The sequence below is a fragment of the Arthrospira sp. PCC 8006 genome (assembly GCF_046480465.1).
Taxonomy (GTDB): Bacteria; Cyanobacteriota; Cyanobacteriia; order Cyanobacteriales; family Microcoleaceae; genus Limnospira; species Limnospira platensis.
Window position 1 is genome coordinate 23,304 of the sequence record NZ_PKGG01000027.1, and the last position, 14,678, is coordinate 37,981.

Here is a 14,678-nt window from a genome sequence, read left to right on the forward strand (position 1 = left end):
GAGTGATTACACATTTGTTTCCTACCTTTTCCCGCCCTTATGACTAACCCTTCAGAAATTCCTGCTCTTTCAGATCTCAATACCTCGACAGCACCTTTAGACACCCTGCGCTCCTGGCTACTTGACCTTTTGTGTCAACTCGCTTATCAAGAAGGGGATTTTGTTCTCTCCTCTGGTCAGCAGAGTTCCTACTATATTAATTGTAAACAGGTTACATTACATCCGGCCGGGTCAGTGGCGATCGCTCGCCTAATTTTACCATTACTTCCCCTGGAAACAGAAGCAGTCGCCGGACTTACCCTCGGTGCTGACCCTATGGTTTCCTCCCTTAGTGTCGTTTCTGTCTACGAAAATCGACCTATACCCGCCCTCATTATCCGAAAAGAAGCTAAGGGACACGGAACTAAAGCCTATATCGAAGGACCTGAACTACCCCCCGGCGCTAAGGTCGTAGTCCTCGAAGATGTGGTCACTACTGGACAATCTGCCCTCAAAGCTGTACAACGCCTTACTGATGCTGGATACAGCGTTGATAAGGTTATCGCTTTAGTCGATCGCCATCAAGGTGGGGCTGAACTTTATCAAAATGCTGGCCTTAATTTTGAGTCTCTCTACGGTATTAATGAACTACAAACTCGTTATCAGACTCTAAACTTGGGTCATTAATTTCTCCCCTCTGTGATCTAAGTTGATTTTTTAATCAATTTTTTTCAAAACGCGCCGCCCCCGCCCCAGGGTTGACAAGAGGGGGTGACTAATGGTAAGCTACAGATATGTATTTAAATAATTGGAATATATCAAGTAATAAAAAAAATGTCAATATTACCATTATATAAAATAATAGCACAAATCAGTCGGGAAAGCTACCCCCCCAGAGCCAACAAATTTTTTGTAATATTTATTAATTTTTTTTTACAAAACTTTACATAATGTTGGTGTTGATGAGCGTGCATTGAGAAATTTGTTAAAAATTATCATAATCAACACATTTTTTGATAAAATTTAACATATACCCAACACCCCACCTAGGAAAAAACTATGTCAGGATTTATTAGAGGCTTATTTGGTCGCAAATCAGAACCCACAGAAACTCAAGGAAGTTCTTTCTATCTTGATCCCAATAGCGCCAAGAGTTTAGGCGAGATTGGTCAGCCTTTAGAAGTTAAAAAGTCTTTCCCTAAAATGTCGGGAGGAAAACCTTTTCAGGCTCCTAAAGCTACCGCTAAACCAGCGATGGAAATGACCCAGCCTAAAGCGAGTGAATCTCCAGCACCAGAGGTGAAAAGCGATCGTCGTCGTGCTGACTCCAGTTTGGATATGTTCCGTAACATGGCTCGTGATCTTAAAAAATAATCATTATTCTGCCACCAGGCTTTAGGTAAATGTAGGGGCTGGCTGAAACTGTCAAGTTATGTTGAACCTAGCCCCTACTAGGCTATCTTCTGCTGAACTGCTCTGTAATGGTCGAAAAATTTAACTTTTTTTTTCACAAACAAAAGCCGATTTTTGTGCTATGGTCTAGTCGTGAATTTTAAATAATTTGATAATCTGTAACTTGAGATACTAAATAAAAAACTCTGATTGTCAAATAACCATTAAGGTTGTTTGAGTCAGGACACCCACCGAATAGGTAGCTAGTTCCTGGCTCTGTCGTCAGTAGTTAAACAAGTATACAGGGTGAAGCTAGTGTTTCTGAGGTAACCAGATAAAATAACATTTTCTGAAAGCTAACATTGCCCCATAAGTGGGAGTGGGTTGGGCAAGTTTCCCATCAAAAAAACCTGCACACTAAACTAATTTAGGAGAAACCAGGATGCCAGAAAAATTCTGCCCCTCTTTTCCTGTCATTGGCGATTTCCTGAGTACAGGTATAGGGAGAGTCGCCAGGAGGGTGGAAAGATGAAATCAGTAAATCTATCCCTGCTTATATTAATGAAACAATTTGAGAGTTATTTTGACCTGCAAGAAATTAACACCACCCGGAAGGTGAATGCGGCGGTGGTGAATATCAGTGGTCGTCAGCGGATGCTTTCCCAGAGAACAGCTTTTTTTAGCCTCAAGTTAGTTACCACTTCCGACCCAGCGGAAAGACAGGTGATTCGGGAAACTTTAATTAAAGATATTGCTCTGATGGAGCGATCGCATAAAGGCTTACTCTACGGTGATAGTGAGATGAATTTATTAACATCTCCTTCGGCTATAGTGCGATCGATGTATTTCCGAGAGCCGCTAAATTTAGATAAACGCATCCGCGAGTATATTTTAGCAGTCAGAACTTTAGCCACAACTGCGGACTCTGACTTAACATCCAACGATCCTAACCTCAACTATATTATCACTGTTGCCCCCAATGAATTGCTACCTATTCTTGATGCTGTAGTAGCGCAATATCAACGGGAAAGTGAAATCGAACAACTAGATCTTGAACAGACCCAAATTCAACTTTATCAACAAGCCTGTTCCGCCGCCGCGATCGCTCAAGCTCAAGCACAGCAACTAGAGCAAACTTTAGAGGAACTTAAACACACCCATTCACAGCTTTTTCAATCGGAAAAAATGGCATCATTGGGGCAAATGATGGCTAGTTTAGCCCACGAAATCAATAACCCCGTTAACTCGATATTTCATAATTTAGCCCATGTGGAAAACTATAGCAAAGACCTACTGCAACTAACCCAGCTTTATCAAGATATTTATTCCCCGACCGATCCGCGCATTCAAGAATACATAGATTCCATAGATTTAGAGTTTTTAGAGACGGATTTTTTGACAGTTATATCTAGCCTGAAATTGGGTTCAGATAGACTCTTTCAAATTGTGCGATCGCTGCGTAACTTCTCCCGCAAAGACAGCGACCAAATGCTAAAAGTCAATCTGGAAGAAGGTTTAGAGGGAACCTTACTCATCTTGAAAAACCGCTTACAAGCCACACCATCACGTCCGCCGATTCAAGTGATTCGAGACTATGGGAAACTACCGTCAATCCTCTGCTACCCAGGTCAACTGAATCAGGTGTTTATGAATTTGATCAGCAATGCCATTGATGCCTTAGATGAAGTAGGGGACTGGACACACAACAACCAACAGTCTCAGCCGTTAATTACAATTAAAACCCTGGCTAATTCAGAACAGATCACGATCATGGTTGCCGATAATGCTAAGGGTATCAACCTAACCACGAAAAACCAAATTTTTGAGCAATTTTTTACCACCAAAGAAATCGGTAAAGGTACGGGTTTAGGGTTATATATAAGTCGTGAAATTATCGTCTCCCGCCACTGTGGGGAAATTTGGTGCGAGTCAGAAATTGGCAAAGGAACCGAGTTTTGGATCAAACTTCCCTTAAACCCACAATGTCCTGATTTTTTGTCTAATTCCCCCATCTCAACAGTCAAATAGTTAAAAATTAATTAGTTATGTTAAGTTTTGTAAATAAATCACTCCCCACCCGCGATTGGGTTTCGGGAGGGTTGCTTTTGTTGCTGACCTATGGTAGTATTTAAACAATGGGATTGTTTTAATTTTTTGTATTAATGCAAAAAGAAGAATCATAAAATAGACATTATGTGGATAACATAGCATCATCCCGCGCTACTTGTCAACCCCTGTTTTGAGCAAGAGGCCTGATGGGAATAACCTGTGCTTCACTGCTTTCGCGGGCTACCCGAATCAATAAAGCAGATATTGCTAAACTAGCAATCATGGAACTTCCACCATAACTAAATAAGGGTAAAGGCAAACCAGTAGTTGGTAGTACCCCAGTAGCTACCCCAATATTCAGCAAAGACTGTCCCACCATGACGACCATGGCTCCGATCGCTACCAGTTGATGTTCAATATTATCGGCTAATTGAGCGACTCTGAGGGCAAGAGTCCCATAAGCGACTAGCAGCAACAAAAGCAGCACCCCACCAACAAAGCCAAACTCTTCGGCATAAACGGCAAAAATAAAATCGCTATACTGAATCGGCAGATAAAATAACTTTTGTTGAGATAATCCCAAACCAGCGCCCCAAAGACCGCCAGAACCGACAGCTAGTAGACTCTGAATTAATTGGTAGCCATCATTAACGGGATCAGCCCAGGGATTCATAAACGAGAGAACCCGCTTCCTTTGGTATTCTCGTAGGCTAATACTAATAGTAGCCAACATTAACCCGCCAACAGCAGTGCCGCCCAAATACAACAAAGGCTGTCCGGCGGCGAGGGCGATTAACCATAATGTCATACCACACAGAGCAGTCGTGCTGAGGTTGGGTTGGGCTAAAATCAGCAACAAAACTAGCAGAAAAATGCCTAACCAGGTTAGTCGCAATCGCCAACTTAACCTATCCCAGCGGGGAAAAAACCGCGCAGCTTGCAGTATCAGAAAGGGCTTCATTAATTCCGAAGGCTGAACCAGAATTGGGCCTAGTGCCAGCCATCGAGTCGCCCCGTTAATAGTAGTTCCCAAACCTGGGACTATGGTAAGAAACAATAACGCCATCACCGTGAATAACCCCCACTGGGCAGTCCGTAACGCCACCCGCACAGGGGTATTAACAATCACGTTAAATCCCACCATCCCCACCAACATCCATGTTACCTGGCGTTTGAAGTAGTACAAACCATCCCCATGTTCAGCTAATGCACTGGGGTAGGAAGCCGAAAACATCGCTACCAGACCGATAAATAGCCACACAAAGGTTAACCAGCGCAGCAGGCGAGCTTCTGTTGCCCAATTTTGGGCACTAGGATCGAAAAAGGGAATGAGATGGCGTAAGCGCATTCAGGATAAATTTAGATCAGCAGGGGATTTTGGCTATTGTAGCTTAGATCAAATCCAGTCGATCAGCAATTTAGCTTAATAGGCCGTTGATTTTTCTGGGTTCACCAATTGCAGAAAACTAGCCCGACACCAATCAATATCTGGCCCCACCTGAAAAGTTACATAATCGACACCGTATGCACTCCAGTAGTGCATTACCTTACCGACCCTCTCCGTGCTGCTATTGATGCGTTGCACCAGAGAACCGGGGGGGAACTTTTGGGCTACTGGGTGATCTTGCCAATTTTTAAGATATTTAATCCGCTCCTGTTCAGCTTCCGAGAGTAACTTCCAGGCTTCACGCTTCCAATGGGAATAGTCTTGGGTGAGTGCCTCAACTTCACGCCAGCTTGTCGCCGAGCGCAGGTATTCTGCCAATTCAGCAGGCGTCTGGACTTCAAACTTTAATAGAGGTTGGGCACTCATGATGTTTAGAAGCTAACCCTAGGTTTAGCGAGTTTAGAGCAGATGGGGATTTTAAGCCCCCACATTTAGTATACTCACATTACCGGATTCTGAAAAGCGATCGCCAGATAAAAACTCAAAAACCCCTATCTCAGGAGATTAATCGTCCCAAAAATCTGCCGGAAGCAAGGGAGGTGGTGGCGCAGGGGGAGCGGCACAATTAACAGATTGATCAATAATGCACACGAGCGGACCGAGAGTTGTTCCCTGTAACAAAGCACCAGACAAGTTTGTATTAGACAGTTGGGCACGATTGATATTAGTATCATTCAAAGCCGCACCCACCAGACTGGCACCAGTGAGATCGGCATCAGAAAAATTAGCACCCCGCAGATCTGCTCCCAGCAAATTAGCCCCGGTCAGATTAGCACGTTCCAGATTAGCCCTAAATAAAAAAGCCCTTTGGAGATTGCTATTCATCAAATCGGACTCTTCCAGATAAGCCTGACCGAGGTTAGCCTGAAATAGATTAGCATCCCTAAGATCAGCCCGCCGCAAGTCTACACGACCCAGCATAGCCTGACCGAGATCGGCTTCACGCAAATCAGCCCTTTGTAGGTTCGCATGGTGGAGATTAGCCTTAAACAAATTACTAGCAGCTAAACTCGCACCCCCCAAGTCGGCATTATACAGATTAGCCTCTTGCAGATTAGCACTGCGTAAATCTGCTTGTCGGAGGATAGCGCCGCCCAGATCGGCTTGAAAAAGATTAGCCCCAGACAGTTGAGCCCTTGACAAGTCCGCTTCCCGCAGATCACAGCCAGGACACTGATTAGTAGTTATAAGCCTCTGTAAGTCATCAGAGTCAGCGGCGATCGCACCAGTGATAAATCCCAATGGCGCGATCATCATGATTACAGCCTGAATCTTGAGTCTCATTAAATTCTCCTGATCCGAAACGGTATAACATTACTGATACATTTACGCGACATTTATCCGGCTATTGCCTGACAATGCGACGATAGCACTATTACCCGTTAAGGTAACAGAGGCGGTATCCCGCAAAGCTTTTAGAAAGATTCCAAAAGCACCGTTCCAGTCCCTGGGTAGAGTGAACCCACACTCAGGACATCGGAACACTTTTGAGCCACCTAGCTGGGAATGCACATGACCACAGTGAGTACAGGTTTTGCTGGTGTATTCTTCCGTCACATCTACAACTGTGGTTCSAGTTATYTCSSCTTGATGTCTCAGGGTTAGTTTGAATCGATAATGCGCCCATGTCAGCATGGCGCGGGCAGTCTTGGATTTGATTTTCCGCTTGGCTTTGGCAACCATGTTGGAAGTCTCGAAGGTCGGCAGAAAAATTATGCTGTAGTCATTAGTCAAGTAATGAGCAATTTGCTTGTGGGCCTCATCCACTAAATTCCGGATTTTAGTTCTCATTCGTTGAGCCGCTTGCCTCATCCGTCGCCTTCTTGAACGACAGGGTTCCTTGGCGATTCGGCTCATCAAATCATCCAAATGTTGACATAACCTAGTAATGCGTCCTATATCTCCGGAGCCCAATTCCAGAAACCGAGAGCCATCAAACCCAGTTATGAAAGTTCGGACACCCCGGTCTAATGCAATCACGCCATTCGCTTCAGTTGGGGTAACGGCAACTGGTTCAGGGAAAATCGCCAACCATCGACCTTTGGTAAACACCAACTGAGTCCCTTGCCCGCAAGTTTTAGGGATAGCTTAGGAAACCATGAAAGTTAATCCTTTCGTTAGTCTTGGATACCAACTCCCTGAAGAGAAATTAGTATTATTGAACTTAATCCCTTGAGAACTATCCCGACAGCTCCTAAACCTTGCGCCAGGACTGACTGAAAAGGCGAGATAGGCATCAAAGATAGCATTCTGCCGAATATGGCCGGGTGTTTCTTTGACCCATKCAGGCAAGTCGCTCTGCATCACTTCCGCAGCGTAACTTTAACTTGCTTAGTCGTTTACCACTCCGGGATAATGCAATTGCTTGGTTGTAGCAATACCGACAAGCAGCCAGCCATTTACGCCAGACTTGATTTAGCTCTGGGCTGGGGTAAATCCGGATCTTCTTTGACCTGAGTTTTGTATTTACTCCGTCCGTATAATCGGGAACTGAAGCAGTGGAGGATGTCCTCAACCATTTCTGGTTCTCGACTGAGACTTGTCTCGTTGAGAACCATGAGTGAGCACCTGTTTTGCTCACAGAGMCATCGAAACAAGTCCCATCCAAATCTGGCCAATCGGTCTGGGTGGGCAACGACAACCATGCGGACATCTCCTGACAAGACTTGTCCCAGTCAGGCCAGCATTTTCTTTCCCTTGAAGTTGAGCCCGCCTCCGATTTCGGAGACGACTTCTGCTTCGGGGTAGAGGTTGGACAGTGCGGCCACCTGTCGGTTGAGGTCGGACTGCTGGGCGCGGCTACTAACTCGGGCATAGATAACGACTTTGCGTTTGTCACTGCCTGATTTGGCAGCAGTATATGACTCAACGTTGTATCGTCGTTGCCCAGCGGGGGTTCTGATGGTCTCGATTGAGCCATTTTCGTCCCATCTGCGGAGTGTTCTTTCATGGACTCCAAGGATTTAGGCCGCTTCCTTGGGTTTGACATATCTGGCAATAGGTTTATCCTCAACGTTATGGTCGAAAGGGAAGTCACCTTCCCCAACTCCAATTCCAAACCGTACTTGAGACTTTCACCTCATACGGCTCCTGATGTAGATACCCCTTTTGACATCGGGAACAGGGCAACAACTCCCTGCTTTGTGACTTCAACTTTTGGAGCTAAATACAACATCGTAGTCTTTAAACTCGCTCTCGTCATAAACACTCTTATTTGTCGCAGTCTCTATATCCACACCGTGACTAGTGGGCATATCCTAACCATTACAGTTAGGCATTAGCTTTCAGTCACATCCTTTCCCCTTAAAGGCATACGCTTACACTTTTCACTACTGTGCAGTTACATCCTGCTGAGAACCTATGAGGGGTTTAAACGTTCCGTTTATACGGGCATTCCATCTTTAGACTTGTCCTGTCCACCGGGGTAATTTTAAAGGTCTGTGTAGGTAGTGGATGAAAACTCCTACTTTTCCCCTTGCTCTTTTGAGCGCAGCGTATCAACCTATTTCGCTACTTAATAATTACGATGGTTCAAGCCGGAACATTCAGATTTCCTTAGTCATGGATGGTTGGCAGTGGTCGGATTATTGGGAATAGGTTTCCCTCACGCCTTCCGTTCCCCGCTTCAATCTGACGGGTTGTGATTCCTCAAACTGGGGGTGGCTATCGCCGTTACTCTCAACGCCCTGATTTCTCAGTTGGTTTATGACCTTGAGTCCCCTGCCTTGCTTAGATTTCTCCAAGCGTCGGGACATATAAACAGTTATGGGATGGTCAGGGGTGCGAATCCCTTATATTCCACCAAGGGGTGCAAGTCCCACTAGGAGGTTATTTCAGGCATTGCAGCCTTATTTGACTCCTAAACGTCTCGCACTTCTCGCTTATTATACCATATTGCCCTAAAATATTAACCTAATTTGAGATTAAATCATGCTCTAAATTTGACGCTCTCATGTCAAGGGTAGCTTGAAACGAACCACAATCATCATTTCTAGCTGCCATCTGTTTAAAATTATGGGCTGGTTGGTAATAACCCCAGGTTAACAAATTTACGAGGGTTTTTGGGACTTAAAGGGCGATGTGGTTACACCTAAATTGGCTTGCTGTTGCCTTTTCACCTAGCAAAGATTTAACAGTTAGGTAAAGGGATGATATCATGTCGATGGAATTCACTCGTCGCGAAAAGGTAAGTTGGCATGGCATCAGTGTCTGTATCTCCCGTTGTACTAATCATATTAGACGGTTGGGGCTATCGTGAACAAACGGACGGAAATGCCATTGCTGTTGGCAATACCCCTGTGATGGATAGCCTTTGGACTGCTTATCCTCGAACATTAATTCAGGCTTCTGGTAAGGCTGTCGGCTTACCAGAGGGTCAGATGGGCAACTCAGAAGTTGGTCACTTGAATTTAGGTGCGGGACGAGTGGTTCCTCAAGAGTTGGTGAGGATTTCTGATGCGGTCTCGGATGGCAGTATTCAGAATAATCGGGCTTTGAGTAAAGTTTGCGAGGAAGTTCGTCAGCGAGAGGGTAAGTTACATTTAATGGGTTTATGCTCCGATGGGGGTGTGCATTCCCATGTTGACCATATCCTGGGATTGCTGGATATGGCTAAGGCTAAGGGGTTGTCTAATGTCTGTATTCATGGGATTACTGATGGCCGTGATACTAACCCTAATGATGGAATTAAGGTTCTTCAACAAATTGAAGACTACACTAAGGAAATAGGGGTGGGGCACATTGCGACTATTAGCGGCCGTTACTATGCTATGGATCGTGATAATCGATGGGACCGGGTAAGGAAGGCTTATTCGATCATGACTACCGATGGACCACAGAGCGATCGCACTATAGCTGAGATCATGAGGGAATCCTACGGAGAGGGTATCACAGATGAGTTCATTAACCCTATTAGAGTAGCACCAGGGGCTGTAGAACCCGGAGATGGGGTGATTTTCTTTAATTTCCGACCCGATCGCGCTCGACAGCTTACTCAAGCCTTTGTGATGGAGGATTTTGATGAGTTTGAACGGGAACTGATCGAGCCTCTGAGTTTTGCGACTTTTACTCAGTATGATCCCAACTATCCGGTGGATGTAGCTTTTGAGCCCCAAGGACTCGATAATATCTTAGGACAAGTAATTGCTGATCATGGGTTGAAACAACTGCGGACGGCGGAAACCGAAAAATATGCCCATGTGACTTATTTCTTTAATGGTGGTTTGGAACATCCTTTTGAGGGGGAAGATCGAGAACTGATTCCTAGTCCGGCGGTCGCCACCTATGACCAAAAACCGGAGATGTCTGCGGAGGAAGTGACAGAAGTTGCTCTTGAGGGTATCGATAAGGGGATTTATTCTCTGATTGTGATCAATTATGCTAACCCTGATATGGTGGGTCACACGGGGATGATGGATGCGGCGGTTAAGGCGATCGAAACGGTCGATCGCTGTTTGGGGGAATTGTTGGCAGGTATTTCTAAAGCTGGGGGAACAGCGATTATTATTGCTGATCATGGTAATGCTGAATATATGTCGGATGAACAGGGTAATCCCTGGACTGCTCACAGTACTAACCCGGTGCCTTTTATTCTGGTTGAAGGGGAGGGGCGGAAAATTCCTGGCCATGGCACTGATGTACCTTTGAGAAGTGATGGCTGTTTGGCGGATATAGCTCCGACTATTTTGGAAATACTGGAGTTACCGCAACCTCCAGAAATGACTGGAACTTCAATGATTGTTAAATCTGAGTTGTCGCTGACGGAAAATCGTAGTCCGGTCAGGGTTAGGCTTTAAGGTGAAATTGGTTGAGGGGGGCCGGGATAATTAATAATTAATTGCCCTGTTCCCTGCTAGGCTTAATTCCTCAGAGGGTTGACAGGGGGTGGCAACTCATGCTAATATATTGTTGTTATATACCAAAATATAATTGCAATCTATTAACAAAAAATAAAATTGTCAATATTCCCATTATTTATAATAATAGCACGAGTGAACGCGGTAAAGCAACCCCCCCAGTGAGAGGAATTTTTTTAACATTTCTTAACTTTTATTTACAAAAGTTAACATAAGAGAAACATCAGAGATGAGTGGCTCCTAGTCTTCTAACTGGGTAAGGTTAGGCTGTGCATTTTTGATGCGGCGTTCTTGGGAAAGAATAATGAGTGTAGCTAAGGTGGACACGAACAACATCATGAGTGCGGCGACTGAGGCTTGGGTAAAGGCTACACTTTCTGCTGTGGCTTGCCAAATTTGAGTGGCTAAAGTACGAAAACCGATGGGAGAGAGTAAGAGAGTGGCTGGTAATTCTTTAATGGAGGTTAGGAAGATTAACATAGCGCCACTGATCACGCCAGGACGAACGAGTGGTAAGGTGACTTGACGTAGAGTTTGCCAGGGTGTGCGTCCCAAAATACGGGCAGATTCTTCTAGGTTTGGGGATACTTGAAGTAGTGAGCCGCGCAATGTTCCGACGGCTTGAGGAATGAATAAGACTAGATAAGCAAAGATCAACATGGGAAGTTGTTGATAAAGCCAGGGTACATAATTGGCTCCAAAGAAGACGAGGGAGAGTGATACGACAATTCCCGGCATTCCAAAACCGATGTAGGATGTGCGCTCTAAGGTGGCTGTGAGGCGGCTAGGAAAGCGGACGGCGAGAATGGCGATGGGGAGTGCAAACAGGGTAGAAATGATGGCTGCTAGACCTGAGCTATAGATGGAGTTGTAGGCGGCAGGTAACATCATGGTGATTAATTCTATGGGGTTTTGACCTACTCGCAGACCACGCCCTAACCAGAAGAATAAAACTCCGATGGGCATTACTAGGGAAAATAGTGTGATGAGGATACAAAAACCGAGGGCTAACCAAGTCCACCGACCTAGGGGAATCAGGGGTTGTTGATGTTGACTAGCTGAACCTCTACTATAATAGGCGGCTCGCGATCGCGCTCGATATTCTAGCAATAAAATCAACCCGACTAAGGCGATTAATACTAGGGATAAGGCGGCGGCCATACTACGGTCAAAACTGGTGCGATATTGTAAAAAAATGACGTAGGTAAAGGATTCAAAGCGCATGAGTGCGGGAGTTCCAAAGTCTTGGAGGGCATAGAGTGAGACGAGTAGAGACCCGGCGGCGATCGCCGGGCGCAGTTGTGGTAAGGTGACCCGCCAGAAGGTTTGAYAGGGAGTATATCCGAGAACCCGTGATACTTCTTCCATGGCTGGGTCCATGCCTTGTAAACTGGATCGCACTGTGAGCAATATGTAAGGGTAGGAAAATAGTGTGGTGGCGATAATTACTCCAGCCCAGCCATAAATAGAGGGTAAGCGTTGGACTCCGAAGGGTTCGAGGAGAATTTGGATCATACTACCACGGGGTCCGGCGAAGGCTAATAGGGCAAAACTGCCTACATAGGTGGGGATAGCTAGGGGTAAGGTGGTGACTACTGACCAAAAACGCCGCCCTGGTAAATTGGTGCGTACTATTAGAAATGCTAGGGGAATGGCAATCAAGGCAGATAGGATCGTGACAAAGAAGGCCATACCTATGCTGTTAAAAAATACCTGAATGGTGCGGGGTCGGGATATAAGGGCGATGAAGGGGGCTAATCCAATGCCCATTGCCCTAATTACTAGGTAAACGAGGGGTAATGCCATGCCTAAAGCGACTATGGCAGCCATGATGACTAAAAAAATAGGAGGATGCGATCGCCTGGTGGATAAGTAGCTAGTTGAGGATAATGTTTGCTTTAGGTTAATAGTCATTTAATGAAAAAATTAGTGAGGATATTATATGGGAAAGTAAGCGAAAAAATCAGGAAGGGGTCTAGTGCTTCCTGATCAATAGGATGGGATTCTTTGGTTATAAAACCCCTGCTGAACGCAGCAACTCTAGTGTTCCTTCTAAGTCTTCTAAGTCACTGAGATCGATATCTGGGGGATTAATCTGAGCAATAGGAATCTGTCCGTCTGGTGGTTGAATGCCATCAATTAAGGGATATTCACTATTCCCTTGGGCGAAGTGTTGTTGTGCTTCTGGACTAAGCATAAACTCGATAAAGGCGTATGCTGCTTCGGGTTGGTCTGTGCTATCGATAATAGCGACTCCGGCTATATTGATCATAGAACCTACATCGCCGGTGGGATAGTGATAGGATACAGGGAAATTGGGATCTTCGGCTTTAAAGCGGAACAAGTAATAGTTATTGACTAATCCCAGGTCTACTTCACCGCGCCCCAAGGCTTCGACAATGGTTGTATTATTGCGATAGACCTGGGGGTTATTGGCTTGCATGGCTTCTACCCATTCTCTAGCGCGTTCTTCGCCTTCATGCTTTCGTAGGGCGGTAACAAAGGATTGAAAGGAGCCGTTAGTTGGAGCCCAGCCAATGCGTCCTGACCATTCGGGTTGTGTAATTTCCCAAATTGAGTTAGGAACTTGATCGCTGCTGAGTAGATCTGTATTGTAGTTAAATACGCGCGCGCGTCCGGTAATACCAATCCATTGTCCTTCGCGAGAGCGGAACCTAGGGTCTACTTGATTGAGTAAGGTTTCTGGAATGGGACGGGTGCGCCCTTCTCTTTGTAGAGCGCCTAAAGCTCCTGCATCTTGAGCAAAATAAATATCGGCTGGGGAATTTTGACCTTCTTCTAAGATGGTGGCGGCTAATTCGGCTGTATCCCCATAACGGACATTGACTTGAATGCCAGTTTCGGCTTGAAATCGCTGAAACATTGGACCAATTAGGTCTTCTGCACGACCAGAATAAACGACTAAGGTTGCACCTGTTGTACCATTGGTGGCGGTTGGATCGATGGTTGTTTGTTGTTGACCACAAGCGATCGAGATGGCGCTGGTGGCTATTGCTAATCCAATGAAAGAGATAACTTTTCTTCGTTTCATGTAATTTTTTTCCCAAGTGTCAAGGTGAGCTGATATTCATAATATTTCTCAATTGCTGAGATATGATAGGCTCTAGGAATTGATTTGTTCTGGCACAGCCAGGGTGTTATATGGATATTGATGGTTGGTTGATAGTCTGTTATGAGCAGCACAAAACCTGGGACTTTCCTAAAAATGGGCTACCATTCTGGCTTGAGTCCCACCAGCTAATTCAAAGTTATTATAAATTAGTCTGGACTTTAATAAGAATAGTTGTCAATGTGCTGTCTGTCAATATGGCAGATCTGGAGGATATTAGCTTAGGGTTAGGGGCCAGGGATATGGGGCGTGACAGGGAGGGGACAGGGGGGGGGTCGCGTTTAACAGCAAATAAGTCTATTGTTGTATAAAGATTTATAAAGTTTTCGGAAACGCGGTCTGCGTTTCATATCTGTTTGAGGAGTCCCATGAAGCAACTTCTGATGCAAGAGCGATTTTTTCTGACCATCCATATCCTGTCCACCCTGTTTGGTCTAGCGGGACTGCTAATAGTTCTACCTAATCCAGAACTAATTATTAACCTACCCCCCATAGGACAAAGTTTCTTTCAACTGAGTATGGCAGGGGGAGGAGTAGCTTATATTGTGTTTGGAGCGATCGCAGTTAGTTTATACGCCTATCGCACCCTAGGGCTGGCTACGACGCTAGGATTTATGGTGCCATCTATTGTCCTATCGCTGAGTAGTGAACTACTGGGGACTAGCACAGGTTTTCCTTTCGGTCATTACCAATATCTAAACGGTTTAGGCTATAAAATCGCGGATCTAGTTCCGTTTACGATTCCCCTATCCTGGTTTTATATGGGTTTAACCTGCTACCTACTAGCGAGGGTTTGCTTGAAGGTGAGGCTGGGTTCGATTTGGGT

12 protein-coding genes and 1 pseudogene are annotated in these 14,678 nt (G+C 45.3%); 5 read left to right on the forward strand and 8 right to left on the reverse strand.

All coding sequences use genetic code 11. The annotated features are described in order from the left end of the window. Positions 1-39: 39 nt before the first annotated feature. The 3 genes from pyrE to B9T16_RS06770 all read left to right on the forward strand — a co-directional run bounded on the left by pyrE (position 40) and on the right by B9T16_RS06770 (position 3,399). On the forward strand, positions 40-666 hold the full coding sequence (gene pyrE, locus B9T16_RS06760; RefSeq protein ID WP_006619596.1) for an orotate phosphoribosyltransferase: 627 nt from the start codon (positions 40-42) through the stop codon (positions 664-666). Between the two features lie 372 nt (positions 667-1,038). After that, positions 1,039-1,353, forward strand: coding sequence for a hypothetical protein (locus B9T16_RS06765; RefSeq protein ID WP_006619597.1), 315 nt, complete (start codon positions 1,039-1,041; stop codon positions 1,351-1,353). Positions 1,354-1,899: 546 nt separating this feature from the next. Beyond that, a complete protein-coding gene (locus tag B9T16_RS06770) occupies positions 1,900-3,399 on the forward strand; it encodes a sensor histidine kinase (RefSeq protein WP_006619598.1) in 1,500 nt (499 codons plus the stop codon). Positions 3,400-3,598: 199 nt separating this feature from the next. Here B9T16_RS06770 and B9T16_RS06775 read toward each other — a convergent pair whose 3' ends face one another. The 6 genes and pseudogenes from B9T16_RS06775 to B9T16_RS06800 form a co-directional block, all read right to left on the reverse strand. Then, the gene (locus B9T16_RS06775; RefSeq protein WP_410244375.1) at positions 3,599-4,768 is read right to left on the reverse strand and encodes an FtsW/RodA/SpoVE family cell cycle protein; all 1,170 of its coding nucleotides are present in this window, start codon (positions 4,766-4,768) and stop codon (positions 3,599-3,601) included. Positions 4,769-4,843: 75 nt separating this feature from the next. Then, positions 4,844-5,233, reverse strand: coding sequence for a hypothetical protein (locus tag B9T16_RS06780; protein ID WP_006619600.1), 390 nt, complete (start codon positions 5,231-5,233; stop codon positions 4,844-4,846). A 138-nt stretch (positions 5,234-5,371) separates the two neighbouring features. Next, a complete protein-coding gene (locus B9T16_RS06785) occupies positions 5,372-6,124 on the reverse strand; it encodes a pentapeptide repeat-containing protein (protein WP_410244376.1) in 753 nt (250 codons plus the stop codon). Between the two features lie 69 nt (positions 6,125-6,193). Next, a complete protein-coding gene (locus B9T16_RS06790) occupies positions 6,194-6,952 on the reverse strand; it encodes an RNA-guided endonuclease TnpB family protein (RefSeq protein ID WP_410244381.1) in 759 nt (252 codons plus the stop codon). Positions 6,953-7,103: 151 nt separating this feature from the next. Beyond that, positions 7,104-7,382 (reverse strand): helix-turn-helix domain-containing protein, encoded by a 279-nt coding sequence (locus tag B9T16_RS06795; protein WP_410244382.1) that lies wholly within the window; start codon positions 7,380-7,382, stop codon positions 7,104-7,106. Then, positions 7,267-7,830: pseudogene (locus B9T16_RS06800) on the reverse strand (IS607 family transposase). The gene B9T16_RS06795 and the pseudogene B9T16_RS06800 overlap by 116 nt, the downstream one beginning before the upstream one ends. Before the next feature lie 1,233 nt (positions 7,831-9,063). On the opposite strand from B9T16_RS06800, the gene gpmI reads away from it, so the two are divergent. After that, positions 9,064-10,662: a 2,3-bisphosphoglycerate-independent phosphoglycerate mutase gene (gene gpmI, locus B9T16_RS06805; RefSeq protein ID WP_410244377.1), complete on the forward strand. Its 1,599-nt coding sequence runs from the start codon at positions 9,064-9,066 to the stop codon at positions 10,660-10,662. Positions 10,663-10,962: 300 nt separating this feature from the next. On the opposite strand, the gene B9T16_RS06810 is transcribed toward gpmI, so the two are convergent. Next, positions 10,963-12,636 carry an ABC transporter permease gene (locus tag B9T16_RS06810; protein WP_410244378.1) on the reverse strand — a complete coding sequence of 558 codons (1,674 nt, stop codon included), beginning with the start codon at positions 12,634-12,636 and terminating at the stop codon, positions 10,963-10,965. A 97-nt stretch (positions 12,637-12,733) separates the two neighbouring features. Then, on the reverse strand, positions 12,734-13,774 hold the full coding sequence (locus B9T16_RS06815) for an iron ABC transporter substrate-binding protein (RefSeq protein WP_410244379.1): 1,041 nt from the start codon (positions 13,772-13,774) through the stop codon (positions 12,734-12,736). A 446-nt stretch (positions 13,775-14,220) separates the two neighbouring features. On the opposite strand from B9T16_RS06815, the gene B9T16_RS06820 reads away from it, so the two are divergent. Further along, a partial coding sequence (locus B9T16_RS06820) for a carotenoid biosynthesis protein (protein ID WP_410244380.1) occupies positions 14,221-14,678 on the forward strand: 458 nt, incomplete at its 3' end.

Bases quoted from the DNA above. Each gene is read 5' to 3' on its own strand.
- pyrE (WP_006619596.1), top strand. From the start codon at position 40: ATGACTAACCCTTCAGAAATTCCTGCTCTTTCAGATCTCAATACCTCG.
- B9T16_RS06765 (WP_006619597.1), top strand. From the start codon at position 1,039: ATGTCAGGATTTATTAGAGGCTTATTTGGTCGCAAATCAGAACCCACA.
- B9T16_RS06770 (WP_006619598.1), top strand. From the start codon at position 1,900: ATGAAATCAGTAAATCTATCCCTGCTTATATTAATGAAACAATTTGAG.
- B9T16_RS06775 (WP_410244375.1), bottom strand. From the start codon at position 4,768: ATGCGCTTACGCCATCTCATTCCCTTTTTCGATCCTAGTGCCCAAAAT.
- B9T16_RS06780 (WP_006619600.1), bottom strand. From the start codon at position 5,233: ATGAGTGCCCAACCTCTATTAAAGTTTGAAGTCCAGACGCCTGCTGAA.
- B9T16_RS06785 (WP_410244376.1), bottom strand. From the start codon at position 6,124: ATGATGATCGCGCCATTGGGATTTATCACTGGTGCGATCGCCGCTGAC.
- gpmI (WP_410244377.1), top strand. From the start codon at position 9,064: ATGGCATCAGTGTCTGTATCTCCCGTTGTACTAATCATATTAGACGGT.
- B9T16_RS06815 (WP_410244379.1), bottom strand. From the start codon at position 13,774: ATGAAACGAAGAAAAGTTATCTCTTTCATTGGATTAGCAATAGCCACC.